Annotated in this window: 22 protein-coding genes; 12 read left to right on the top strand and 10 right to left on the bottom strand. The window is 43.8% G+C overall.

Features of this window, described 5'->3' with window-relative positions; genetic code table 11:
- Positions 1–184: 184 nt before the first annotated feature.
- The gene (locus QUB64_RS18370; protein WP_333273389.1) at positions 185–2,425 is read right to left on the bottom strand and encodes a hypothetical protein; all 2,241 of its coding nucleotides are present in this window, start codon (positions 2,423–2,425) and stop codon (positions 185–187) included.
- Positions 2,426–2,503: 78 nt separating this feature from the next.
- On the opposite strand from QUB64_RS18370, the gene QUB64_RS18365 reads away from it, so the two are divergent.
- Both QUB64_RS18365 and QUB64_RS18360 read left to right on the top strand, forming a co-directional pair.
- A complete protein-coding gene (locus tag QUB64_RS18365) occupies positions 2,504–3,667 on the top strand; it encodes a glycosyltransferase family 4 protein (protein ID WP_333273392.1) in 1,164 nt (387 codons plus the stop codon).
- 342 nt (positions 3,668–4,009) lie between these two features.
- Entirely contained in the window at positions 4,010–5,152 is a 1,143-nt protein-coding gene (locus QUB64_RS18360) for a glycosyltransferase family 4 protein (protein ID WP_333273396.1), read from the top strand.
- A 449-nt stretch (positions 5,153–5,601) separates the two neighbouring features.
- Here QUB64_RS18360 and QUB64_RS18355 read toward each other — a convergent pair whose 3' ends face one another.
- From QUB64_RS18355 to QUB64_RS18340, 4 genes are all read right to left on the bottom strand, one after another.
- Positions 5,602–5,739: a hypothetical protein gene (locus QUB64_RS18355; protein ID WP_333273399.1), complete on the bottom strand. Its 138-nt coding sequence runs from the start codon at positions 5,737–5,739 to the stop codon at positions 5,602–5,604.
- Between the two features lie 33 nt (positions 5,740–5,772).
- Positions 5,773–7,437 carry a putative bifunctional diguanylate cyclase/phosphodiesterase gene (locus tag QUB64_RS18350; protein WP_333273402.1) on the bottom strand — a complete coding sequence of 555 codons (1,665 nt, stop codon included), beginning with the start codon at positions 7,435–7,437 and terminating at the stop codon, positions 5,773–5,775.
- On the bottom strand, positions 7,427–9,805 hold the full coding sequence (locus tag QUB64_RS18345; RefSeq protein WP_333273405.1) for a PAS domain S-box protein: 2,379 nt from the start codon (positions 9,803–9,805) through the stop codon (positions 7,427–7,429). The genes QUB64_RS18350 and QUB64_RS18345 overlap by 11 nt, the downstream gene beginning before the upstream one ends.
- A gap of 753 nt (positions 9,806–10,558) precedes the next feature.
- Positions 10,559–11,749 (bottom strand): WD40 repeat domain-containing protein, encoded by a 1,191-nt coding sequence (locus QUB64_RS18340; RefSeq protein ID WP_333273408.1) that lies wholly within the window; start codon positions 11,747–11,749, stop codon positions 10,559–10,561.
- Between the two features lie 296 nt (positions 11,750–12,045).
- Between QUB64_RS18340 and QUB64_RS18335 the strand changes: the two genes are divergently transcribed.
- From QUB64_RS18335 to QUB64_RS18315, 5 genes are all read left to right on the top strand, one after another.
- On the top strand, positions 12,046–12,420 hold the full coding sequence (locus QUB64_RS18335; protein ID WP_333273411.1) for a DUF1257 domain-containing protein: 375 nt from the start codon (positions 12,046–12,048) through the stop codon (positions 12,418–12,420).
- A 269-nt stretch (positions 12,421–12,689) separates the two neighbouring features.
- The gene (locus QUB64_RS18330) at positions 12,690–13,367 is read left to right on the top strand and encodes a class I SAM-dependent methyltransferase (RefSeq protein ID WP_333273414.1); all 678 of its coding nucleotides are present in this window, start codon (positions 12,690–12,692) and stop codon (positions 13,365–13,367) included.
- Positions 13,368–13,504: 137 nt separating this feature from the next.
- Entirely contained in the window at positions 13,505–14,653 is a 1,149-nt protein-coding gene (locus tag QUB64_RS18325; protein ID WP_333273418.1) for a slipin family protein, read from the top strand.
- Positions 14,654–14,832: 179 nt separating this feature from the next.
- Positions 14,833–15,162, top strand: coding sequence for a hypothetical protein (locus tag QUB64_RS18320; RefSeq protein ID WP_333273421.1), 330 nt, complete (start codon positions 14,833–14,835; stop codon positions 15,160–15,162).
- A 268-nt stretch (positions 15,163–15,430) separates the two neighbouring features.
- Positions 15,431–15,748, top strand: a complete 318-nt coding sequence (locus QUB64_RS18315) for an RNA-binding protein (protein ID WP_333273425.1) — start codon at positions 15,431–15,433, stop codon at positions 15,746–15,748.
- A 122-nt stretch (positions 15,749–15,870) separates the two neighbouring features.
- Here the strand turns inward: QUB64_RS18315 and QUB64_RS18310 are convergent, their stop codons facing one another.
- Positions 15,871–16,038: a type II toxin-antitoxin system HicB family antitoxin gene (locus tag QUB64_RS18310; RefSeq protein ID WP_442921672.1), complete on the bottom strand. Its 168-nt coding sequence runs from the start codon at positions 16,036–16,038 to the stop codon at positions 15,871–15,873.
- Positions 16,039–16,206: 168 nt separating this feature from the next.
- Positions 16,207–16,767 carry a hypothetical protein gene (locus QUB64_RS18305; protein ID WP_333273428.1) on the bottom strand — a complete coding sequence of 187 codons (561 nt, stop codon included), beginning with the start codon at positions 16,765–16,767 and terminating at the stop codon, positions 16,207–16,209.
- Positions 16,768–16,905: 138 nt separating this feature from the next.
- Here QUB64_RS18305 and QUB64_RS18300 point away from each other — a divergent pair, with 138 nt between their 5' ends.
- The 4 genes from QUB64_RS18300 (at position 16,906) to QUB64_RS18285 (ending at position 19,284) form a co-directional block, all read left to right on the top strand.
- On the top strand, positions 16,906–17,343 hold the full coding sequence (locus tag QUB64_RS18300; RefSeq protein ID WP_333273431.1) for a hypothetical protein: 438 nt from the start codon (positions 16,906–16,908) through the stop codon (positions 17,341–17,343).
- A gap of 51 nt (positions 17,344–17,394) precedes the next feature.
- Positions 17,395–18,051: a DUF2690 domain-containing protein gene (locus QUB64_RS18295; protein WP_333273437.1), complete on the top strand. Its 657-nt coding sequence runs from the start codon at positions 17,395–17,397 to the stop codon at positions 18,049–18,051.
- A 167-nt stretch (positions 18,052–18,218) separates the two neighbouring features.
- Entirely contained in the window at positions 18,219–18,425 is a 207-nt protein-coding gene (locus tag QUB64_RS18290) for a hypothetical protein (RefSeq protein ID WP_333273440.1), read from the top strand.
- 31 nt (positions 18,426–18,456) lie between these two features.
- On the top strand, positions 18,457–19,284 hold the full coding sequence (locus QUB64_RS18285) for an Rpn family recombination-promoting nuclease/putative transposase (protein ID WP_333273443.1): 828 nt from the start codon (positions 18,457–18,459) through the stop codon (positions 19,282–19,284).
- A 58-nt stretch (positions 19,285–19,342) separates the two neighbouring features.
- Here QUB64_RS18285 and ilvA read toward each other — a convergent pair whose 3' ends face one another.
- From ilvA to QUB64_RS18270, 3 genes are all read right to left on the bottom strand, one after another.
- Positions 19,343–20,854 carry a threonine ammonia-lyase, biosynthetic gene (gene ilvA, locus QUB64_RS18280; RefSeq protein ID WP_333273446.1) on the bottom strand — a complete coding sequence of 504 codons (1,512 nt, stop codon included), beginning with the start codon at positions 20,852–20,854 and terminating at the stop codon, positions 19,343–19,345.
- Positions 20,855–20,962: 108 nt separating this feature from the next.
- Positions 20,963–21,934, bottom strand: a complete 972-nt coding sequence (locus tag QUB64_RS18275) for a tetratricopeptide repeat protein (protein WP_333273449.1) — start codon at positions 21,932–21,934, stop codon at positions 20,963–20,965.
- The gene (locus tag QUB64_RS18270; protein WP_333273451.1) at positions 21,931–23,280 is read right to left on the bottom strand and encodes an ATP-binding protein; all 1,350 of its coding nucleotides are present in this window, start codon (positions 23,278–23,280) and stop codon (positions 21,931–21,933) included. The genes QUB64_RS18275 and QUB64_RS18270 overlap by 4 nt, the downstream gene beginning before the upstream one ends.
- Positions 23,281–23,336: 56 nt before the next feature.
- Between QUB64_RS18270 and QUB64_RS18265 the strand changes: the two genes are divergently transcribed.
- A complete protein-coding gene (locus QUB64_RS18265; RefSeq protein WP_333273454.1) occupies positions 23,337–23,462 on the top strand; it encodes a hypothetical protein in 126 nt (41 codons plus the stop codon).
- Positions 23,463–23,558 lie beyond the last annotated feature (96 nt).

Below are 23,558 nucleotides of genomic sequence, written 5' to 3'. Positions count from 1 at the left end.
AGGCTGAAATTAGGGTACTGTTCTATAGACTGAGCATTTATAAAATAATTCGATTACGAAGCCTGAACTTTCAGTCTCTTTCAGTCCTCGACGCACTATAAACCGAAAAAACCCGGTTTATCGTTCAGCTCCTCAACCTAAAATGACGCAATTAGGTTAAGAAACCGGGTTTTTAAGTTCAGGACTATCTTTGTCCGAGTCGATACATAATCACCTTGGCTTTTGCATCTTCCTCTACAAATACCAGGTACTCACCATTGGTTCTCTGATAAGCTCTTAATCCGTAGGGGATATCCACCCAGCCACTCTCACCTGCGACCTCTATACCTGGTTTTAGCTTAGCGATCGCAGCTCCCGTTGCAGTATCGTACACATACACCTCTGCCTGTAAAACACTAGTGGCAAAAATTCTGTCACCCGCTATATCCATCGCCTTGATGATTACAAAATGTTTGGCGGATGGATCGGGATGATCCGAAGGCTGATAGGGAAGAGCAACACGCCAGCGAATATTTCGACTTTTGCTCCAGTTATCATAGCGTATAATCTCCGTACCGACGATGCCCGATCCTTTAATATTTGGACGTTCATTGGTATAGCCTGTCAGATACATGGTATCGGTTTCTGGGAAATACTTAATCCTTGTTAAGCTCTTAAAAGGTGCTGGCATTGGCATTTTCTGGGCAGTGGCAGCATGGTAAATTGGAGTGCCATAGGTATCTAATCCTTGAACAGGATAATGCCCGATCGCCCCAGACTCAGATGCTTGCCAAACATCCCCATTACTGTCAACTTCCCAACCCCAAATCGAATCATCTTCTGCACCTAAACTTTCATATTCATTGCTTTGAATTGAGCCATCTCCGTTTTTGTCATGCCACAACCAGCTTCCCGTCGCTGGTTGATTGGTTGGCCAGGTAGAATGATCCCTCGCAAAAATGGCGCAGGGAACGGCAATTTCTCCATCAAAACGGTAGACGCTAATCTGGTGGGCAAACATCCCCGTAAGATATAAGAAACGTTTTCCCCCTATTCGACGGACAAAAACTGAGGCGGCCGAATGGGTTTCGTTGTGCAGTCGCGGATCGTCTGGGTAGCGAAACTTATCCAGGGTATATGCTTTATAGCTCCATTCCTGACCGTTTTCTTTGCTATAGTCCATGACGAAATGTTCGTGTTTGGTGAACACATCGAGTCCGTCAGTACCTGGATCGGCATCGGCATTATCTACGAATTGCAAACCCAATAATTGCCATTGCATTTTTCCCAGAGGGGAAAACTTTCTCAAGTCGGTTCCTGAACCGCCAAAACCATCATTGCTAACGTAGATATTCCCGGCTTTATCCGCACCCACTCCTGTTAAACCGTTGAGTTTAAGTTCTGCAACTTCTCCTTTAGTGCCAGAATAGATACCACCTGGAGTGCCAAAAGTCCCAATTAATTTAGGGGTTGGCGATATATCGTAAATCAGCACTTGTTGGCGGGGGCCATTTTCTGCAACTAATAGCCGGCCTTGAGGATCGATCGCCAGGGCTGTAGGGTCTACAACATCGGTAATTTTCTGGGATAATAAGGTTCCTGTTTTGGAATAGTGCAGAATCTGGGGAGGATTGCTAGCATCTTTCGCTTGCAGAATCCATAAATTACTTTGAGCATCTACAGCTATTTGTTTGGGGCGATCGCTCGGCCAACTTCGCAACTCTGTCAGGGTTTCGGTATTATAGACGCGGATGCGGTTAGCGGCACGATCGCTGACATAAAGCTCACCACCAGCGTTAGCTAATCCAGTTACTGGACCGGAGGTGCTAACAACTAACATACTTTGATCGTAACCACGCCCACCCGCAAAGGGAGCTGGCTCTCCTGATAAGTTGTAGCGTCTCACACAATACCAGTCTGTCCCGGAGGAAGGATAATCTTGAGGTACGATATAGCCTATTTCCCCCTGAGTCATGGCGATATAAAGGTATTTACTATTTGCTGTGACTGCTTCTCCTCCCGTTCTGCCCCATCCATGAAGATTGCTAGCTTTGGCGATCGCATCTCCATCTTGATAAATTCCTGCCTCTCTACCCGCTTCGTCCCACACGCTATTGGTGTAAACTGTTCCATCGCTTGCTACGTACATGGCACTGATTTGAATTTGTACCCACTTACTGCCACCGCCAAAGGTGTTACCGATCCAAGATGTTTTGTAGGAGATATTGGATAAAGGGTTGGAAGTTACGGACAGTGCTGTTACGGACAGTGCCGTTACAATAAAGATGATGATTCCTGCGATCGCCTTGGATCGGAAACTCATCCTGCGATGTTGGCAATCCCAGGCGATCGGCTTAAAATTATTCACGGAATGATTCAGTTTTTGGACGAACAACCGCTGTTTTTGCCATAATTTGTTTAGTAGCAACAGGAATCGATTCTTCATAATCTCGCTGAGGAATATACAGCTATCATCAGGATATCTTAGTTATTGTAAAGTTAATGTATATTTGCAAACAAACAAATGGAAAACGATACAAGTAACCCTGCTGATGCACCAGCAAACATTCTTTGCGTTGGTCTCGGATGGTTCCCAAAAACATCGGGAGGTCTGGATCGATATGCCTATGAGCTTACACATCAACTAGCTGCCCGTAAAGATCGAGTTGAATTGTGTGGAGTTGGTCTACCAGAAACTCAGTTAAACTCTGGTGTAAAACTCACTAATTTAGCTGAACCCGATCGTCCACTCTGGGAGCGGCTTTGGCTGATTCGCTCCAACTTTTTGCAGATAAAATTTGCGAAACCCGATGCCATTCATCTGCATTTTGCACTCTATAGTTTTCCTCTTTTGCAGGTGTTACCTAAGGGAGTTCCTATTACCTTTTCCTTTCAGGGACCTTGGGCCTTAGAATCTAAGCAGGAGGGTTCTGGTAAACTGAGCGTTTTTTTGAAGCATTGGGTCGAAGACAGAGTTTATCACCGGTGCGATCGATTTATTGTCCTTAGCAAAGCATTTGGTGATATTTTACATCAAGAATATCAAGTTCCGCGGCACAAAATTCACGTAATTCCCGGCGGTGTCGATCTGTCGCGATTTCAAATCGATCGATCGCGCCCAGAAGCCCGATCGCAGCTCAATTGGCCCCAAAATCGCCCGATTCTATTTACAGCGCGTCGTTTAGTGCGTCGAGTTGGAATCGATAAGCTGTTGATAGCTGTAGCAACTATTAAACCTCAAATTCCCGATATCTGGTTGGCGATCGCTGGAAAAGGGCCGCTACAAGAGGTTCTCCAGCAGCAAGCAACAGATTTGGGACTCAATGACAACGTTAAATTTCTCGGCTTTTTGCCAGATGACCAACTGCCTATAGCTTACCAAGCCGCCGATTTAAGCGTGATACCCAGCCAATCTTTAGAAGGGTTTGGATTAGTCGTGCTAGAATCCCTCGCCTGCGGCACTCCAGCACTATGCACTCCTGTAGGTGGAATGCCAGAAATTTTAGAACCGTTTTCACCCAATTTGATTACTACGTCTATAGAAGCAACAGCTATTGCTGAGCGATTGGAACAACTGTTACTTAAAAAAGTACCTATGCCTTCTAGAGAAGCGTGTCAGGAATATGCTGCTGTGAATTTTGATTGGCAAAAAATCGCGCAAAAAGTTAGAAAAGTTTTGTTAGATTGACGATCGATCTATTCCAGCCGTAGGGACTTAGGCTCAGCCCATTGGTGTCAACTTTAGCTGTCAGTCCGCCCAGTCCTTCCGTCCGCCCGTCAGTCCGACAGGGAATGAATTAAGAGTCTCATAGCGAAAGTCCTCTCAAAGAGGACTAATGAGTTTATAATTTTTCTTCTTAGTCCTCATAGCGAGGACTTTCGCTCCATCGGCAGGGGTTTAAACCCCTGCCGGACTATCGGTTTTACCTTCAGTTGACACCAATAGGCTCTTGGAGTGTCCCTACTTCATCAACCTGGAATATGCTGTAAGTCCTGTAGAATATATGAAAAAAACTTAGGTAAAAAACCGATGAAAATACTATTTCTAGACCAGAGCGGAAAGCCCGGTGGCGCAGAACTTTGCCTCATAGATATTGCCAAACCCTATCGAGATAGCTGTCTAGTTGGCTTATTTGTAGATGGTTCTTTTAGGCAATTACTAGAGCAACAGCAAATTCCTGTTGAAGTGTTAGCCACTGAATCAATAAAAGTTCGTAAAGAAAGCAGCTTGATACAAAGTTTAAGTAGTGTCACCGCGCTACTGCCTTTGATTGCTAAAGTTGTGCAAAAAGCTCGTCAATACGATTCGATTTACGCCAACACGCAAAAAGCTCTTGTTGTTGGTGCATTAGCTAGCTTTTTGAGTCGTCGCCCTCTAGTGTATCATTTGCATGACATTTTATCTACAGACCATTTCAGTCCAACTAACTTAAAAGTAGCCGTAACTTTGGCTAATCGCTTTGCATCATTAGTTATTGCTAACTCCAAAGCCAGTCAGGCTGCTTTCTTAGCAGCAGGAGGGCGATCGGACATCATCGATGTCGTCTACAATGGCTTCGATCCAGAAGTCTATCAGAGCGATCGCTCTAATATTAGCGAACTCAAAACACAACTAGAACTTGATGGGCAATTTATAGTAGGTCATTTCAGTCGATTGTCACCTTGGAAAGGTCAACATATTTTAATTGAAGCACTTACCTACTGTCCGAAAAATGTCACAGCTATTTTAGTGGGTGATGCGCTCTTTGGCGAGCAGGATTATGTGCAGCAATTACACAAACAAGTCGCAGAATTAGGACTTGAAGATCGAGTGAAGTTTTTAGGATTTCGTTCGGATGTTCCGCAGTTAATGGCAATTTGCGATCTAGTTGCACATACCTCGATCGCACCCGAACCTTTTGGCAGAGTTATTGTCGAGGCTATGCTGTGTGGTAAACCTATAGTTGCTGCTGAATCTGGAGGTGCTATTGAATTAATAGAGCCTGGGATCGATGGCTTTTTGGTTCCTCCCGGCAAGCCGCAACAACTCGCAGAAGTTATTAATACCTGTCACAACCAACCTGAGTATACGATCGCGATCGCCAAATCTGCACGTGAGATAGCGAGTCAGCGTTTTCACCAAACCAACATCGATCGGCAGATTGCGGATTTGCTGAGCCAAATTTTTACCTAAATTGTTCCAATATCTTAATATTTTTCGCTAGTTTTTTACGAATTGCTAAGTGCGACATTTTCCTCGATATCACTCGATAGCCCCGCTACATTCACAACTTTCAAAGCGTACAAAATGCTGGTATTTTTTACAGACAAAGGCGTACATTTAACAAATATTCTAACACCATATCTGTATCTTTAGCAAACAAACCGCGTCACGTTCCCACTGCGATCGCCTGCCTGTTTTCTCCCTGAATTAATTGACCAGATTCGGGAGTAAAAACCAGCGTCCCATCTTCCCCAAAAATTGTAACCCACATTCGGCACCCGCAACTGGCACAATGGAATTGATTGTAATGAGATATCTTGAAAAGCAATGAGAGAATCGTGCAGGCTGAGGTAAGAATTCAGGTTCAGGGCCCAGGTATGGGGGTGAGAAACCCGGTTTCTACGATTTTTTTTGTTGAGTCATGAGAAATATAGCAAGAAACCGGGTTTCTCATTACCTTTTTCCCAATTACCTTTTTCCCAATTACCTTTTTCCCAATTACCTTTTTCCCAATTACCTTTTTCCCAATTACCAATTGTCTTTTTCCCAATTACCAAACGCTGAAACCCTCGCTTTTATTCCTTCTTCCTTCAGCATAACTCCCAGCACTTATCGCTTTTGAGCAGCACTTCAAACTCAGCCTTTGGCAAAGCCTGACTGAAAAAATAACCTTGAATTTCGTCGCAATCGTGTGCGCACAAAAAAGAAAGTTCCCGCTGATTTTCTACCCCCTCAGCAATCACAGTCATATTCATGGAGTGCGCCATTTGAATAATCGCTATTGTAATCGCAGCATTTTGGCGATCGTCGGCAATATCGCGAATAAAACTCTTGTCAATTTTGATCGCATCAAACGGTAAGCGTTTCGGATAACTCAAAGAAGAATATCCCGTTCCAAAATCATCAATTGCTATCCTAATCCCCAGATCTCTCCACACCGTAAAAGCTTTAGCCGCTGCCGTTTCATCTTGCAAAATCAGACTTTCTGTCAATTCTAATTCCAGACATTTAGGATCGAGATTAGTTTCTCTCAATATCTGGCTGACTGTCTCCGTCAAATTTTTGCGATCAAACTGGCGGGCTGATACGTTGACAGCTACCCGCAGCGGAGGCAAACCCTCTATTTGCCAAGCTTTAGTTTGCCTGCAAGCAGTCTCTAACACCCATTCGCCCAGCGGTGCAATCAAGCCCATCTCTTCAGCCATGGGAATAAATTCTGCCGGGGAAACTCTGCCCCTTTTTGGATGGTTCCAGCGCACCAAAGCTTCAGCACCAATAATTTTCCCAGTTTTAATTTCTATTTGCGGCTCATAGTAAACTTCAAACTCCGAGCGTTTTAAAGCATTGCGGAGGCAAGTTTCTTGAGTGAATCTTTTGAGGGAAATCCTCGCGGCTTTTGCCGTATAAAACTGATACTTATTGCCACCTTGTTGCTGAGAATTGTACATAGCGGTATAAGCATTTTTAAGCAGTTCGTCTCCATCGCTGCCGTCGCCCGGAGATAAAGAAATGCCGATACTTGCCGTGACGTAAAGTTCCGTTCCTTTGACAATCATAGCTTGGGCTAGAATATCTAAAATGTTTTGAGCAATCTTGGCAGCATCTTGTTTTTTGGCAACTGGTTCGAGAACAATTGCAAATTCCGCAGCTTCCAAACGAGCCACACTATTAATGTTCTCCGTGCAGTTACTCAACCGCTCGGCAACTTGGCAAAGTACCGAGTCGCCGATCTCGTGTCCCAAGGTACAGTTAATCCGGTTAATTCTATCTAAACTGAGAGTGACAACAGGAATCATTGCTGGCAATGCTTTTTGCTTGTCTAATACCTGATTTAGCTGCTCTCGCAACAGCCAACGATTTGGCAAGTTTGTCAAGCTATCGTACTGATGTCGGTGGAGAGCTAATTGAATAGTTGTGTGCAAGTTTTTGTCTTCAAAGGGTTTGACAATATAGCCGAAGGGTTTGGTTGCATTGACGCGCCGCAAAGTATTTTCGTCAGCATAAGCTGTTAGATAAACTACTGGTATTTGAAAGCGCGCTCTAATTTCTTCTGCTGCTGTAACGCCGTCAATTTCTCCTTGCAGGTTAACATCCATCAAAACTAAATCTGGTCGTAATTCTGCTACAGATTCAATCGCTTCTTCTCCGGAATAGACAATACCTGTTATTCTATATCCTCGAGATATCAAACTGTCGGAAATATCTTCGGCAATGATGCTTTCGTCTTCAACTATCAGAATTTTTTTATGTGACATTAAGTTGTCTCCTCACAGTGCTAATTGGCTTGGAAAAGGTTATTTGAAAAGTCGTGCCTGCCGTTTCTAATAGTTCTATTTTTCCCCTAATTTGCTTAACTAAAGACCCGACCAGCCGCAAACCCAATGTTCGGGCACTTCGATAATCTAAGTATTGAGGAAAACCAATTCCGCTGTCGCTCACGGCTAGCACGCAAACCCTGTTATTATCTAAAGTGAAATCTATTTTAATTGTACCTTGAGTTTGTCCTTTAAAAGCATACTTTAGGGAGTTTGTCACCAACTCGTTGATAATCAATCCGCAAGGAACTGCCGTATCAATATTCAGAGAACACGGCGCAATATTTGTTTGCAACTTGACGCCTTCTGTATCAATTTCATAAGCTTGGAATAAATTGTGGGCAAGATTTTGGATATATTCAGCAAAGTCAATGTTTGACAAGTCTTTGGATTGATACAATTGTTCGTGAACCAGCGCCATCGATCTGACTCGGTTTTGACTTTCTTTTAACATTTCACTAACGCGGCTGTCTTGGATGTAGCGGGACTGAAGTTTGAGCAAACTAGAAATAACTTGAAGGTTGTTTTTGACGCGGTGGTGAATTTCTTTGAGGAGGACTTCTTTTTCTGCGAGGGATGCTTTGATGCGATCTTCGTCGCGCTTGCGATCTGTAATGTCCCGCACTACTGCTTGAAGTATTTTTCGACCGTTAATTTCCATTGCATTTAACAGCACTTCTGCGGGAAATTCTGAACCGTCTAGCCGTTTGTGCACCCAGTCAAAGCGACAGCTACCTGTTTGCATTGCTGTGGATATTCTCTGTGTTGCTAGACTGCATGAGTCTTGTCCGCTAGGCTGAAATGGCGGGGAAAATTCGCTCGGTTTCTTGCCGTAAAACTGTTCTTGATTGCTGCAACCAAAGATTGCTAAGGTGGCGAGGTTGCAGTCAAAAAATTTTTGTTCTTCGATCAGCATTACTGCGTCGCTGGTGGCTTCGTAAAGGCTGCGGAATTTGCATTCAGACTCTTGCAAAGAAGCGATTAATTGGGTTTTTTGAGCTTCGGCGCGCTTGCGTTCGGTAATGTCTATTCCTACCGAAACTGCTGCGGTTCCTTGATGATATTTCTGAGCTACTATCAAATAATTGCGGAGAAAGCCGTTAATTTCTATGTCTATTTCTTGCCAAGTTTGCTGAGATGAACTGTGAAAAAAGTTTCGGATCAGTTGTCCAAAAGTGGAGCCTTTGTCGAGAAAGTTGATTTCTTGACCGACAAAGCTTTCAGGAGACCGTTTGAACGAGGTTGCTAGGTGCTGGTTGACTCCAATATACCGCAAATCTGAACTTACCCAAGAAATCAGTCCGGGCACGGCATCCAAGACGGCGCGAAGTTGATCTGTAGCTTCTTGGAGTGCTTGTTCAGATCGCTTGCGATCGCTAATATCTGTCGCCGTTCCGCTGACGCCTAAAATAGCGCCGTTTTCAGCTTGGTTGACGATGCTGTTGACGAGCAGGTGGACGGGAGTACCGTCTTTGCGGATGTGTACTATTTCGTAAGGAGAATTAGGGGTTTGTGGCTGAATGCTGGTTCTAGATAAAAGTTGCGCAAATATTTCTCTTTGTCTGTTTTTTTGTTGGGGCAACAAAAACTCGCTGAAGCGGCGCCCGATCATTTCTGGCGGTTCGTAACCGTAGATCCGTTTGGCGGCGGAATTGACAAAAGTCAAGATGCCTTGAATATCGATCGACCAAATCAACTCTTGCGACGTTTCTACGAGGTTGCGGTACTTTTTTTCGCTTTCGGCAAGTGCTGCATTCCAGGCTGCCGTTTGCAGAGTAAGTTTGTCTTCTAATTCTTGATTTGAAAGAGAGAGAGTTGCGATCGACTTTTCGGACTCGGTAATGTCAGTAGAAATACCGACAGCTCCGACAACTTCGCCGTTGGCATCTCGCAGCGGTGTCGATCGAATTTCGTGAATAAAATCCCCCTGTCGGGCATTCCAAATGCGATCGTTTCCTGCTAGTACCAGGGCAATATTTTCTATGATATCTGGCTGGCTGTAAACTGCAAAAATCGACTGCCCCACAGCCTCACCCGGTTCGATCCCCAAATTTTCCAATCCTTTGCCTGCTGCAAGGGTTAACCTGCCGTCTTTGTCTGTTACCCACAGAAAAATTGGAGCACAACTGACGGCGGCGTGCAGGGTTTCGTTGTCTTGTTTCAGCCGATCGATTTCTGCGTGCAGCCGATCGCGCGTGTTGCTTAATTCTACCGTTAGTCGATCGGCTCTTTGTTGCCAACTGGCAGCAGTGCCGCAGATTTCTGCGGCATTGCAGGAAGCATAGATGGATTGGTTGCAGTGTGACATGGTTACTCAGGGAAGCACTGTATATTTAACCCCTGCCTATCTTTTAAGCATAAACTTTTTAAATCAAATATTACAGTTCGTTACGATACTCATCCGAGGAAAATTCGATAATTTCAAGCTAGTGTAAAGGATTCATAAATAGCGGCTTGCCAGCTTGTGTGGCGACTATTCAGAAATTGACAACAAGCTGAATCATGGTTGCGAATCGATACTCTTACCCTAAGTATGTGTAGTAGTGCAAAAAGAAGTTTCGCAATCCTCGGCTTGCACAAGACCTATAATTATAAAGTTATTATATTTGCTTGCGTATATTTACGCACCCAGGAATCGGAAATCGCGAATTTTGAAATATAACCACCGCGCCCGACGGTTAGGAAGTTCTCGCATTGCACTTGCCCCTTCCCTCTTCGTTATTTCCTCTTGGTTTTTCCAAGAGCCGCATCTGTGTTTTGCTTTTACACGCTGCTTTGGTGTGCGGGACAGTCGCTATATATATCAGCTTTGCTGTGCGGGGACACTCACTATATGTATATCAGCTTTGCTGTGCGGGGACGCTCTGGGGAGAGTAAAAAACGGTTTTTAGTCTCTCTCCCCAGAGATGTTATATCATTTCCGGTTGCATCGGAATTATTTAACCGCAGAGAACACAGAGAACACAGAGGGAGATAAGAGAGATGAGTACAGGACGATGAAGGGCGGATTTGATATTACCCTTCCTTCTGACTTCTGCCTTATTTCTTATTCCTTCTGCCTTCAATTAATTCCCCAAGATTTGATAGTTTTGTCTAAACTGCCGCTGATAATAGTTTCGCCATCGCTGCTAAAAGCAAGACAAGTAACAGAGTTTTGATGTCCGGAGAGAGTGTGAATATGTTCGCCGGTACTGGCATTCCATAATTTGAGATTACCATCGGCGCTAGCACTGACAACAGTGCGCCCGTCGGGACTAAAGACGATCGCATTTATCGAGTTAAAATGTCCTGCTAAAGTTATTGGACTATCCGGGTGCGATAGCTGGCGCAGTTGAATGTTTCTGTCCCAGCCGCCAGCAGCCAAAGTCTGCCCGTCTCGACTGAAAGCTAGACAATTCGCATAACCTTTAATTGTTTGGGAGCATTCTCGGCTGCCGAGGTTCCAGAGTTTAATGGTACCATCAGAACTGCTGCTAGCGAGAGTTGGTGCGATCGGGCTAAAAGCAAGACTGGCAATTCCTCCTTTGTGCGCTCCCCAAGTTAAAAGATTGCCAAAAGTACAGATTAACTTTCCCGTCTCTAAATTCCAAATTTTGATTGTAGTATCTGCCGAACCGGTGGCGATAACTCGACTGTCGGGACTGATGACAATTGCAGTAATTTCCCCTTCGTGTCCGAGGGAAGTATGCCGCAATTCTCCTTCCTGCCAAATTTCGATCGCGCGGTGTTTCGGAGTATTTCTGCTCCTGACAAAAACTTCGGTTTCTTGGCAAAGAACAAAAGTTTCTTGAGCGCGGGGATACTTGTCAACAGTATAGAGTATTTCTCCTGTCTCTAAATCGCAAATTCTAATTATTTTGCCGTGCAAACTCGCCGTGCGAGATCCTCCGGGACTAATCGCTACATTTGTCCCAGTTTTCACAGTGCGGATGCAGTCAAACAACTGGTAAGGCACGAATTCTGTTAAAGCTTGGCGGACAAAAGGTTCTGTCCTTTGTCGCAAAACTGAATAAGCAACTCGCTGCACTTCTGGTGCGGGGTCAAGCAACGCTTCAATTGCTAAATTCAAACCGGCGTCTCCGTATTTAGGAGCATCTTTAACGGCGGCCATGCGCGGCTCGATACTAGGACTGTGCAAGCGCTGCTTGACTCCGGCGATGCCTCCCAAAACGGCGGCGGCGATCGGGATTTGACTTTGGCCGCCGAGGACGGCATCATATTCTCTGGGTTGGTTATAATTATCGGAAATCATACCATTTTAGATCGAAGAATTGAAGATTTGAAGAATTGAAGATTTGGGGAATTAGTAATTAACTGGCGAGACACGAAAGTTGACAATTGGTAGATCGATTTAAAACTTAAATTTTGGCAAGGGCATGACGCTGGGTACCAAGCTGCCAGAAACCGGGTTTAAGTGCGGGCGCCACCTGCAAAACCCGCAATATTTCGTAAATATCGGGTTAAATAGGGTAAGTCCTAACTTATTGAGTGTTGCTATTTATGTTATTATAATCAAATCAGCGTTTCACACAAAAATCCGAAAGTGATATGTCACACTTCACAACGATCAAGGTTCAGATCAAAAACGGCGAACTGCTGCATCAAGTGTTGGAAGAGTTGGGTTATCAAGTAGAGTGCAATGTGCAGGTGCGGGGTTATCGCGGCGACAAAACTAATGCTGAGTACGTGATTCGGCAATCCAACGGTTACGATTTGGGTTTTCGCAGCAGCGGAGAGGATTACGAATTGGTGGCGGATTTTTGGGGCGCTCGCATTAACCAGCAGGATTTTGTTAATTCAATTAGTCAGAAATACGCGCACAAAAGTTTGATGGCGGCGGTGCAGTCTGAGGGTTTTAATGTTGAACAAGAGGAAACTTTGGCGGATGGAACGGTGAGGGTTGTAGTGGGTAGATGGGTTTAGCGATCGCGCTTGACTTGCGTTGTAAGCTATTGGGTATTTAAATTGAAGCTAGAGCGCGGGCGATCGTGCCCGCGCCACAGCAGTTTAAGCAAACAGTAGCTGACAAATTAAACGGGCGGCAGCTTCTTTACATATCCGGTCGATTACCATAACAAAAATGGTTCGTAGTGCGGACTTTAGTCCGCAAAAAGATGCGGACTAAAGTCCGCACTACGAACCCGATCGATCGCACTTCGCACGTGCAGACATGATATCAATAAACTAAAATAATGACGATCCAATCCGATCGAGAGCAACAAATTCGACAAAGTTGGGAAGTAAATGCTGAGGCGTGGACGCGGGCGATCGACCAAAACCAGATCGCCAGCCGCCGCGCAGCAACCGATGAGGCGATCGTCCAAGCAGTTGTGCGCTATCAGCTTCGGCGAGTGTTGGATGTCGGATGCGGTGAAGGTTGGCTGGCGCGGGCGTTAGGAAAGCAAGGTGTAGAAGTGGTTGGAGTAGATGCGATCGGTGGTTTAATCGATCGCGCGATCGAGAAAAGCGACGGTTGTTTTCGGGCGATCGGCTACGATGAAATTATTGCCGATCCTCTGATACTCGGTCAATCCTACGATGGGATTGTCTGCAATTTTTCGCTACTCGGTGAGGAAATTGGAGATTTATTGCGATCGTTGCGCCAAGCCACAGTCTCAGACGGACATCTGTTCATCCAGACAGTTCATCCATTCACAGCGTGTCAGCAACAGCCCTATGTTGATGGATGGAAAACCGAGACTTTCGACAATTTGGGCGGAGATTTTAAAGCGCCGATGCCGTGGTATTTTCGCACAGTTAGTTCGTGGTTTCAACAAGTGTCAAAATCTGGCTGGAGGGTAGTTGAATTCGACGAGACGATACATCCACAGACAAAAAATCCTCTTTCTATGCTAATGATTTGTCAGTAATTACGACTTACGCAGTGGTCAGAAACCGGGTTTTTTACGAAAATTATTGGTTTTCACCCAAAGATTAGGTAAAAAACCCGGTTTCTAGGAGTCTTAATGCGTCCAGGAATACATAATAAGCTGAATTCGTCCAAAAAGTGCGCTCGATTGCTTTAAATGGACTGAATAAATTCCAAGTTTCCGAATATGAAATTGGTTTGCTTTACGTGCAAACTAACTTTATCCGACCTCTCGAACCGGGGGAATATGCTTTTTGGTCTGTCAATCGGAAAGTTGCTGTTAAAAACCTCAGCCGGATTGTACCTAATCCTAGTTTTCCCCTAGAAGATGTACTAATTGAACAGCATCCTGATTTTATTGCGGCCTATTGCGAAGTAGTACAATTAGCTAATGAACGTGTGGCAATTGTGCGGCATCGACAAAGGGCGATCGCAATTTTGCCACCTACCAGCCGCCATCTATTTTGGCAGGGTGTGGAAGTAGAAGTTATCGACATCAGCACTGATGCTAAGTTCCCGCCTAATTTAGTAGCTGAATTAGTGTCGGGTACGCCAGAAGTATTGTTGCTAAGTCACAGCTATTTGCACATTTGCGAAGTTCCGCCGCAGCACGTCGGACTGTTGTACATCAACCAAGAATTTCAATCGCAACTGGAACCTGGAACTCACGCTTGGTGGAAGTTTGGACGTTCTTTTCAAACGGAAGCAATTGATTTGCGCTTGCAAAATATCGAAGTATCCGGTCAAGATATTCTGTCGAAGGATAAAGTGCCTTTGCGCTTGAATTTGACTGCTGGTTTCCGCATTCAAGATCCGTTGCGGGCAAAAAACGGTTTGTCGGATATTGCGGGATTTTTGTACAAGGAGTTGCAGTTTGCGTTGCGCGGTGCGGTGGGCGAACAGACTCTGGATGCGCTGTTGGAGGCTAAAGGCGCGATCGATCGCACTATCTCTGAATATATTCGCGCCAAAACCGCAGATTATGGCATTGAGGTCGATTCTGTAGGTGTAAAAGATATCATTTTACCGGGCGAGATTAAGAGTATTTTGAGCAAGGTTGTGGAGGCGGAAAAATCGGCACAAGCAAATGTAGTCAGGCGGAGGGAAGAAACGGCTGCTACTCGGAGTATGTTGAATACGGCGAAGGTGATGGAGGATAATCCGGTTGCTTTGCGGTTGAAGGAGTTGGAGGTTTTGGAACGGATTGCTGAGAAGATCGATCGGATTCAAGTTAATGGCAGTTTGGATAATATTTTGACCGATCTGATTCGGATTAATCGGGAGTAATATCAATGAAGTATAAAGCAGCGCTGGCAAATACTCAGAAAGATTGAAAAATGGTGAGATAATCCCAAACAGTCAAAGAGGAAATAGCAATGGCATGGATGTTTAGTTTATCTGCTGAATGCGGTGCATAACAAACTATTGCAGAGGATTTTTCCCAATATTTCGATAATGTTTCCTGGATGCTATCAAACGGTAGCCAATCCCAATGTCGCACCGGAGTTTTTCAGGATATCGAGGATAATTGGTGGTGCCGAGTTTGTCCCAGCAATATCAGTGAAATTGGCATCAATACACCGGAAACTGCTTATCTGATGACCGAATTGGGTATTTTGATCTATCAGCATCTGCGATCGGCTCCAACTTTTCGGTATGCTTTGGTTGGTTTGGAAGTGGACGAGTTTAGAACTTACAGCGAGTTGATTGAAGAGTCTTCTAATCTATCTTTTCCTGGATTAGTTATAGCTGATAGTATTTGGCAGGCGGTTGGTTCGCCTCCAGCTTTTCGCTAGATTTTCCCTATAATCCTCCTTATTTGGATGGAAATTGCTATTTTGCTGGGCCCAACGATCGCAATATTGCCGAAGAGTATAATCTAAGCTATAAAGAAGGGATACTGGAGGTTTCAATTGATAAGTCAATTTACGAGCAGTATTTCAAGTCGCTGGAATATCGCTATGATGAGAAAGACGGTTACGAGCGAATTGAGATAGTTGTGCCTCAACGCTTGTTTGCGATACTAAATCAATTTCCACGAGTTCTAAAACGAGACTGAATATTATGGATAGTCAAAACTGGCAGCAAACCAAAAAAAAGTATAAATTGTGGCAGTTTGTGCTGGGGAAAGTTGAATATCATGCTCCTTTTGGAGTGTTTGTCGATCTTGGTGAAAATGCGGTGAAAGGCTTGATTAAGATTCCTGACTTTTTGGATGAGGGAGAGATGAGTCAAGAGATGTATCCTGAAATCGGTAGTGCGATCGGGGCAATTGTTGTCGGATATAATGAGGCTAACTGTTGTGAAGTGTATCTGAGCGCAAAGCCTAGTGTTTTACACGAAATTCTTGTACCGTTGAGAAGTCGGCCAATATCGGTTTGAAATAATAATTTATTTAATAATATCCAGTCATTACGTTCTAGCAGCTTCGCTAACTCTTTGCCAGACATGGAATTCATATCGCAATCTCCATAATTTTGTCTCGCTCATTTGTCTCGATAGATTCAATATCTACACGCTTGGCAGCCTTCGATTGCTTCATAGAGATTTTGGAGCAATTCCTCGAAGGTATCTCCCTGTGTTGCACAGCCAGGAATAGCAGGAACTTCTGCCCAATATCCGCCTTCTTCTGCTTCGTAGATGATAATTTTGATTTTCAATTGATTCTCCAATTCGGTTTCTGAGAAGTAGGCAAAGGCTAAGAAACCGGGTTTCTCACGAAATTTGGGTTGGGTGGCGAAATATCTCGGAAGAAACCCGGTTTCTGGGAATTATGTACAACGCTTGAAGTATCTCCTTTTTTTAGCTTCACTTTAGTAAAAGTCGCAAGTAGCGCAGACTTACTCCTCGAAATCCACGTGCTTAACCACATCCAAAGGTAGTTCTAGTACCTCTGCAATTTGCTCGTCGCTCAAGCCAAACTGCCGTAATTTACCAATTTTTTCAATATTAGCTTGATTATTGCCATGAAACTCAGGTGTTTCGGGCTGACTTTTCTCTGGGGTAGGAGTAGAGGGAGCGGGATTATTGTTTATGCAGCCAATACCAATAAGATTTTTATTAATTTTGTTGTCATCACCAAAAGTTATATTTAGATTTATTTGCCGTTCTAAAACAGATTCAAGATTACTTTTCTTAACTTGTTCGCCAAAGATATCAGATAACATTTGCAAAAGCTCGTGACTGACTTTTTTAACGTGCTTGTCGCTATAACCATAGGTTTCTGCAACATCAGCATACTTTTGACGGTTCAGTATTCCCGCGATAATTCTGCGCTGCAAGTCATTTAGACGTTTGCCTGTCTTGGTGCAGACAGCTTCATCGACAAATTGGACTGTTTGAGGAATGTCCATAGCTGGGCTGGTGAGATGGCTGTAGTTACTATAACCAACTTTTACCACCTTTTTGCAACTTTTTTCCCTCGCGCCCCAATTTTCGGAAGATCCAACTTTTTCCAACTTTTGCTGCTGTTCAGTTTGACGAGAGCGATCTAACCTATATAAAGAGATCGATGGGTCAAGCCAATTAATTCAAATTATATGAGAACGCGAAAATTTTTAGCGTTAGGATTTGCAGCTAGTGCTTTTACAGGATTAATTGTTATATATGACATCTCTCTGACTGCATCACCATCTTTGGCTCAAGCTTCTTGCAATGATATAGAGTGTGTTGGTCAATATCAGAAGGCAGACTTTTGGGTCACTGTTGCAAGTGATAATGGAATAGATGCTCGCCTCTCAACTCGGACAAGGAATGAGGATCGATCGGGTGACATTTTTCCCAAGGGTATGAGGCTTCATTGTATTGGCTGGACATACGGAGAAAAAGTACAAGGTTTAGGATTACGTAGTTATGATGCTAGATGGTATTTGGTTGATGTTCCAGGACTAAGGAGCTATGGTTTTCTAGATAACACACGGTATATACCTGCTGCTTGGGTTTTTGGCGATGCCCCTGGTAGCACTCCCTTACCTTAATTTATTTTGAATCATCACCAGATTCAAACCTGATAATTACTTTTAAATAATATGGACTTAGTTCCTTTCCTCAAGGCAATTACTTCAGTGACTAACCCCATAACATTGATTGCGTTTATCGTAGTCGCGCTCATTGCGGCTTTGCTACTTGTCCTCAAGTTCACCAATGGACTAGAAAAAACTCAAGAACAGTTTTTTAAATATCTCCCACCACATCTGTTCGTCCAAATTATTAACCGAGTCCTGTGGATTCTTTTGGCAATTGCTGCCATGCTGTTCGTACTCTTAGGATATGACTATAACACCAATCTGCAAAAATCCCAAACTCAAACTGGTCTAGCTTGCTATGCAGATACTTGTACAGGTAGAGACCCCAAGGATGCTGGCTGCGATAAAGGAGTAGATACAATTACGTCAACAGTTGCTAGTTTCCCAGAGCTGGGTGAGGAATTCAAGAACTTCAGATTGGAGATGAGATACTCTGCTAGATGTAAGGCTAGTTGGATCAAAGCACCGCAATTGATAGGATCAACTATCTACTTTGAGGATAAAGCTGGGAAAAGATATGAGTCACTAAAGATCATGAATGATGGTATCAAAGATGCACATTTTACCGATATGTTTTTCACAGACACAGAGACTAAAGGGTGTATTGAGTATCCAGGCAAAGAGCCTCAATGCACAGGCTTTATCAAGATTCGTAACTAATAATAATTTATTTGCAGCGAAGTAGGGATTGAGACCGCGATCGCCCTTACGAACAAAAACTAAGTGCGCGCGAGCGAAGCTATCCCGAAGGGCGATCGCCCGAAATACCAAAACCTGACAACTGGGCAAGCTATAATTAGCAATATCTCTTATACAAAACGGCGACTATGACTGAATTGCTCGAACGTGCGTTAGCGAAGCCCTCGAAGAGGATCGCCCAATTGAAAACTTTATCAGCAGATGAGCAAGATGCGATCGCCACTCGTAGCCTCACCGAATTAGAAGATGAGCGAGCATGGAAGGCTCAATTTGAAGCTACAACAGATGCTCAGTGGGATAGTCTAGCTGAGATGGTACGTCAAGAAATCGCTTAAACTGTAGCTGTTATTGCACAGGATTTAAATTATGACATTCATTAACCCCAAAACCGATTACGCCTTCAAAAAAATCTTTGGTTCCTTAAATAGCAAAGGCATACTCATCAGCTTTCTCAACGCCATGATTTATGATGGTAATCCTACTATTCAAGACTTAGAAATTATTAATCCTAACTTACCACCAAAAATCACAGGATTAAAAGATACTTACTTAGATGTCAAAGCCCGACTCGCAGATGGAACTCTAGTCATTATTGAGATGCAAGTATTAAATGTAGAGTCTTTCGGTAAGAGAGTTTTGTACAACGCTGCAAAAACCTATGCCTCTCAATTGCAGAAAGGACAAGGCTACCGAATGCTGCAACCCGTGATTGCACTGACACTGACTGATTTCGAGATGTTTGAAAATAGCGGTCGGCTAATTTCTAGATTTGTTTACAAAGAAACAACTACTAATCTTAAATATCCCGATAATGACCTGGAATTAGTGTTTATAGAACTCCCGAAATTCACCAAAGAATTATCACAGCTAGAAACCCTAGCCGATAAATGGATTTATTTCATGAAATATGCTAATACGCTGACACAAGTTCCACAAACAATGGATATTGTTCCAGAGATTCATCAAGCCTTTGATATAGCAAATCAAGTTAATTTAAACCCTGACGAACTGGAAGAACTCGAACAACAAGAAATGTTTATTTACGACCAACAAGGAGCTTTACTCAAAGCAGTTAAAGAATCAAAACTGGGAATCGCACGACAGTTACTCGATCGCCTAGATGACGAAACCATCAGCCAAACAACCGGACTCAGCATTGAAAAAATCAGGAATTTGCGATCGCCTAGAATTTAGATCTATGAAAAATTCACAAACGTGCGATCGCCCTTTCCCCAAAAACCCACCCCAAAACCTACGCCAAAAACAGCTTATACGCCGGATTCTGACTCTCATCCCCATACTGATAGCCCAAAGTATCCAAAAAAGCCTGCCATTCCTGCATCTCATCCGGCGGTACTTGAATTCCCACCACAATTCGCCCGTAATCAGCCCCATTATTCCGATAGTGAAAAACGCTGATATTCCAATTAGGACTCATCGAACCCACAAACTTCATCAACGCACCCGGACGTTCGGGAAATTCAAAGCGATAAAACAGTTCGTGATTTGCTAGCATAGAACGGCCACCAACCATATGCCGCAAGTGCAATTTCGTTAATTCATCATCAGTTAAATCCAAAGTTTTAAAGCCACAATCTTCAAAACTTGCCGCTATTTTAACCGCATCAGCGCGGTTTTGAATTTGCACGCCGATAAAAATATGTGCTGCTGTTTCATCTGCAATTCGATAGCTAAATTCCGTCAAATTGCGCTTACCCAAACATTCACAAAACCTGCGGAGACTTCCCGGTTGTTCGGGAATTGTGACTGCAAAAATTGCTTCCCGACGTTCCCCAAACTCCGCTCTTTCTGCTACAAAACGCAGGCGATCGAAATTCATGTTCGCGCCACAAGCAACCGCAATTAATGTTTCTCCTGCGACTTGTTCCCGTTCCACATAAGCTTTCGCACCTGCGATCGCCAAAGCGCCAGCCGGTTCTAAGATCGATCGCGTATCCTCAAAAACATCCTTAATCGCCGCACAAACATCATCCGTATCCACCAAAATAATCTCATCCACATACTCTTGACACAGCCGAAAAGTTTCCTCCCCAACTTCCCGCACCGCAACGCCGTCAGCAAACAAACCCACCTGGGACAAACGCACTCGTTTACCTGCTTTCAGCGATTGATTCATCGCATCGGAATCGATCGGTTCCACACCGATAATCTTAATTTCCGGGCGCAACCGCTTGACGTAAGCTGCAATTCCCGAAATCAATCCGCCGCCACCAATTGCTACAAAAATCGCGTGAATCGGTTTTTGATGTTGCCGGAGGATTTCCATGCCGATCGTACCCTGTCCCGCAATCACGTGGGGATCGTCAAAAGGATGAATAAAAGTCATCCCTTTTTCCGCCTCTAATTGGCGCGCAAAGGTGTAGGCATCATCGTAGGTATCCCCATGCAAAACCACCTCTCCACCACGGGCTATCACCGCATTTACCTTGACCTGCGGCGTCGTTACGGGCATGACGATAATCGCGCGAGTTCCCAGGTGGCGCGCAGCGAGGGCGACTCCTTGGGCGTGATTGCCGGCAGAAGCTGCGATCGCGCCTTGCGCTAGCAAATCCGGCGACATTTGCGCCATTTTGTTGTATGCGCCCCGCAGTTTGAAGGAAAAGACAGACTGCATATCCTCTCGTTTCAGCAGCAGTTTATTGTTGAGCCGCTCTGATAGATTGGGTGCGACTTCTAGGGGGGATTCTTGAGCAACATCGTAGACGCGGGCGGTGAGGATTTGTACTAGGTAATCGCAAAGCATGGCGTTAGCAGGTGGGTTGATGCCGGATGGTGGGATTATTGTAGGGCACTTGTGCGATATTTAGGTTGAAATTTTGGGGAGAAGGATAGTTGGAGCGCCAAAGTTATCCTAATTCAATTCTTTTAATGCAATATCTCGGTTAGTTTTAGCGACTTGATAATCTGGCTTTATTTCTAATGCCTTATCAAAACTGACAATAGACTCTTCATAGCGCCCTAGTTGCAGTAGAGCAATACCGCGAAAATTCCACGCTTCGCATGAATCAGGCTTGAGTTTAATAGCTTTGTCATATCTTTGTATAGCTTCTTCGTAACGGCTTATTTCTTGAAGTAAGTTTCCTAGTTTTATCCAAAGTTCATATTGCTTTAATTTTATTTCATCATAATAACCAATTAGTTCATTTCTAGGGAGTTTAATCATATTTTCTTGATACTCTTTTGTCGGCATTGTCATCACTACCTGAGAATTATCACCACACATATTATTATTTACATAAAAATTACATTCATTAAAGCTGTCATTTGCTATCTTTTCTATCATATTTATGCTTATAAATTTGCTTGAGCTATCAGTAGACAAGTCAAACACGCCAGAACCCCAATCAAAAAAATCAGGAGCACGACGCATGATATATTTAATAGCAAAAAGTGGAAGGATAAAAACAAAGCAAATGTTACTCAAGCGATCGCGAAAATTTTCCCTTCGTTGATTGAGGTGACTGAGAATCGGAGGTACCGTATCTAAATTATAATAATCACCATCACCACCATATCCCGGTTTGATATAAGGTTCCAGTGACTTTTCTACTCCTTGAATGAAGAGAATATTTAAGTCGTTGCGATCGTCCCGATTTGCAACAATGTCATACAGATTATCAATTGGTTCTGTCAATTTTAGAACTGCAATTTTTTTATCAGATAAATCTTCTTGCACCCTATAAATTAACTCAGTACCTTCTGCCGGAGAGCATTGCACGAACACAATACCGAAGCCTTTAGTTCGTTTTAGGCATCGCAATAAAGCCCGATAGACTCCCTCTGGGCTAGTGTCGAGTGCTTGAGTAGAAGGTTGACTCATCATGATGATTGCCGAATTTTGGCAACTGTAGCTTGAAACTGCTCGATTTCTTCAATCAGAGGATGGACGTTGTACCAGCGTTTGAGCTTGCCCTTATCATAATAACGATATTCTAACAAACAGCGGGTGAGCAACAGGCGCAGAAACTGTTCGTTATTGTTTGCCTGCTTTGTACAATAAACATCAGCCAAAATTTCCCACTGATGTTCTTGAATGGCATTGAGATAGGTTTCTCGCGTTTCTGCAATTGCTCTTTGAACTGCTTCAGCGCTAATTGGTAATTCGTCAGTCCAGTTGACAGCGATTCGGATCATCTGCATCAAATTCCTAGCGTGGCCGCCACTCATGATGCAAAGATGGTTCAATGTATCCGAACCATCGAACACAGCGGGAAAATCTAAACCTGCCACACTACCATCCATAGTTTGAGTCAGTCTGGAGTCGATCGCCTCAAGCCGCCGACAGATAATTTCCCGCAATTTACCCAGTCCATTTGAGTTGACTGTACCGTCGGGATTTTTCACCATCACCATCGGTAAAATATTGGTTTTTTCGTAGTTATCTTCAAGCTGTGTCGCCCGTCCCGAATATACCATTGCGATCGGAACAGTATAAATTACATGACACGCCAACCCCCGCAGAATTTCACTCCGATTTAAGTAAATCTCGTCATAATTGCTGGGAGTTCCTTCCTCTTTAGTTTCTGCGATTCTATCCAAATTATCGGCAATCATCACAATGCCACGACAGTCTGTAGGTAGAGATTTTTCAGCTTCTTTGATGAAATCATTCAGCGCTTCTACCAAAGACGGAGTATTAGCATTAATTTTTTGTCGCAGTTCGCGCCGCTTATCTGGATTTGCTCGTAAATTGGCCGTAATTTTGGCAAACTGGGCAACTTGTCCCTCTAAATTTAAACCTTCAAATGATACTTCTGTCAGTGCCAAATCTCTGAGAGATTGACCTCGATTTTTCAGCCAATCTAGTAAAGGGTTATGGTTTTGTAGCTTTATTGCTTCTACTAAATGCCGAGTGCAAGCAAACAATATGTCAGCATATTCAGCATCCTGTGGTTCAATGTCCTCATCATCTGCTGCAAAGTAAACCACAAAATACTTCTGTTGTTCCAGGTATTCTTTCAACCGCAGAAGTTCTGTGGATTTTCCCACTCCTCGGTGTCCGGAGTAAAGCTGGCAAGTCGGTTTCTTCGATCGCGTAATTTTTCGGCCTAACTCCCGTACTACTTCCCAACCACCACGGACTTCCTGACAATCGACATAAGCCTCTTTCGACGGAGGCTGAAATGGTTCAAAGGAACTGTAGATTTCAGTTAGCAAATCTAGCGTCACAAGCTACCTCAAGTAAAATTGTTTCACAAGCACCAGTATAATCTACAAGGTATTGAATGAGGATAGAATTTTCGGGATTAGCCGATCGACTTAAATCTAGCAAACTAGCGATCGCAAATTATCCCCGCAAAAGAGCGATCGCCCGTACAGATCGCCAAATCCGATATTTATGGCAAAATTAGCCTAGAGTGACGCCCCACCCGAACAGAATTGGCAAGCCCGATATTTACATGACAAAACAGTTGTAAAGTTTAATGCAGGTTCTAAATTTACTCGAC

Origin of the sequence: Microcoleus sp. Aus8_D2 (genome assembly GCF_036702665.1) — a bacterium.
In the GTDB taxonomy this organism is placed as follows: domain Bacteria; phylum Cyanobacteriota; class Cyanobacteriia; order Cyanobacteriales; family Microcoleaceae; genus Microcoleus.
The sequence above is the reverse complement of the archived record's forward strand: the minus strand, read 5'-3'. Positions and strand labels throughout refer to the sequence as shown.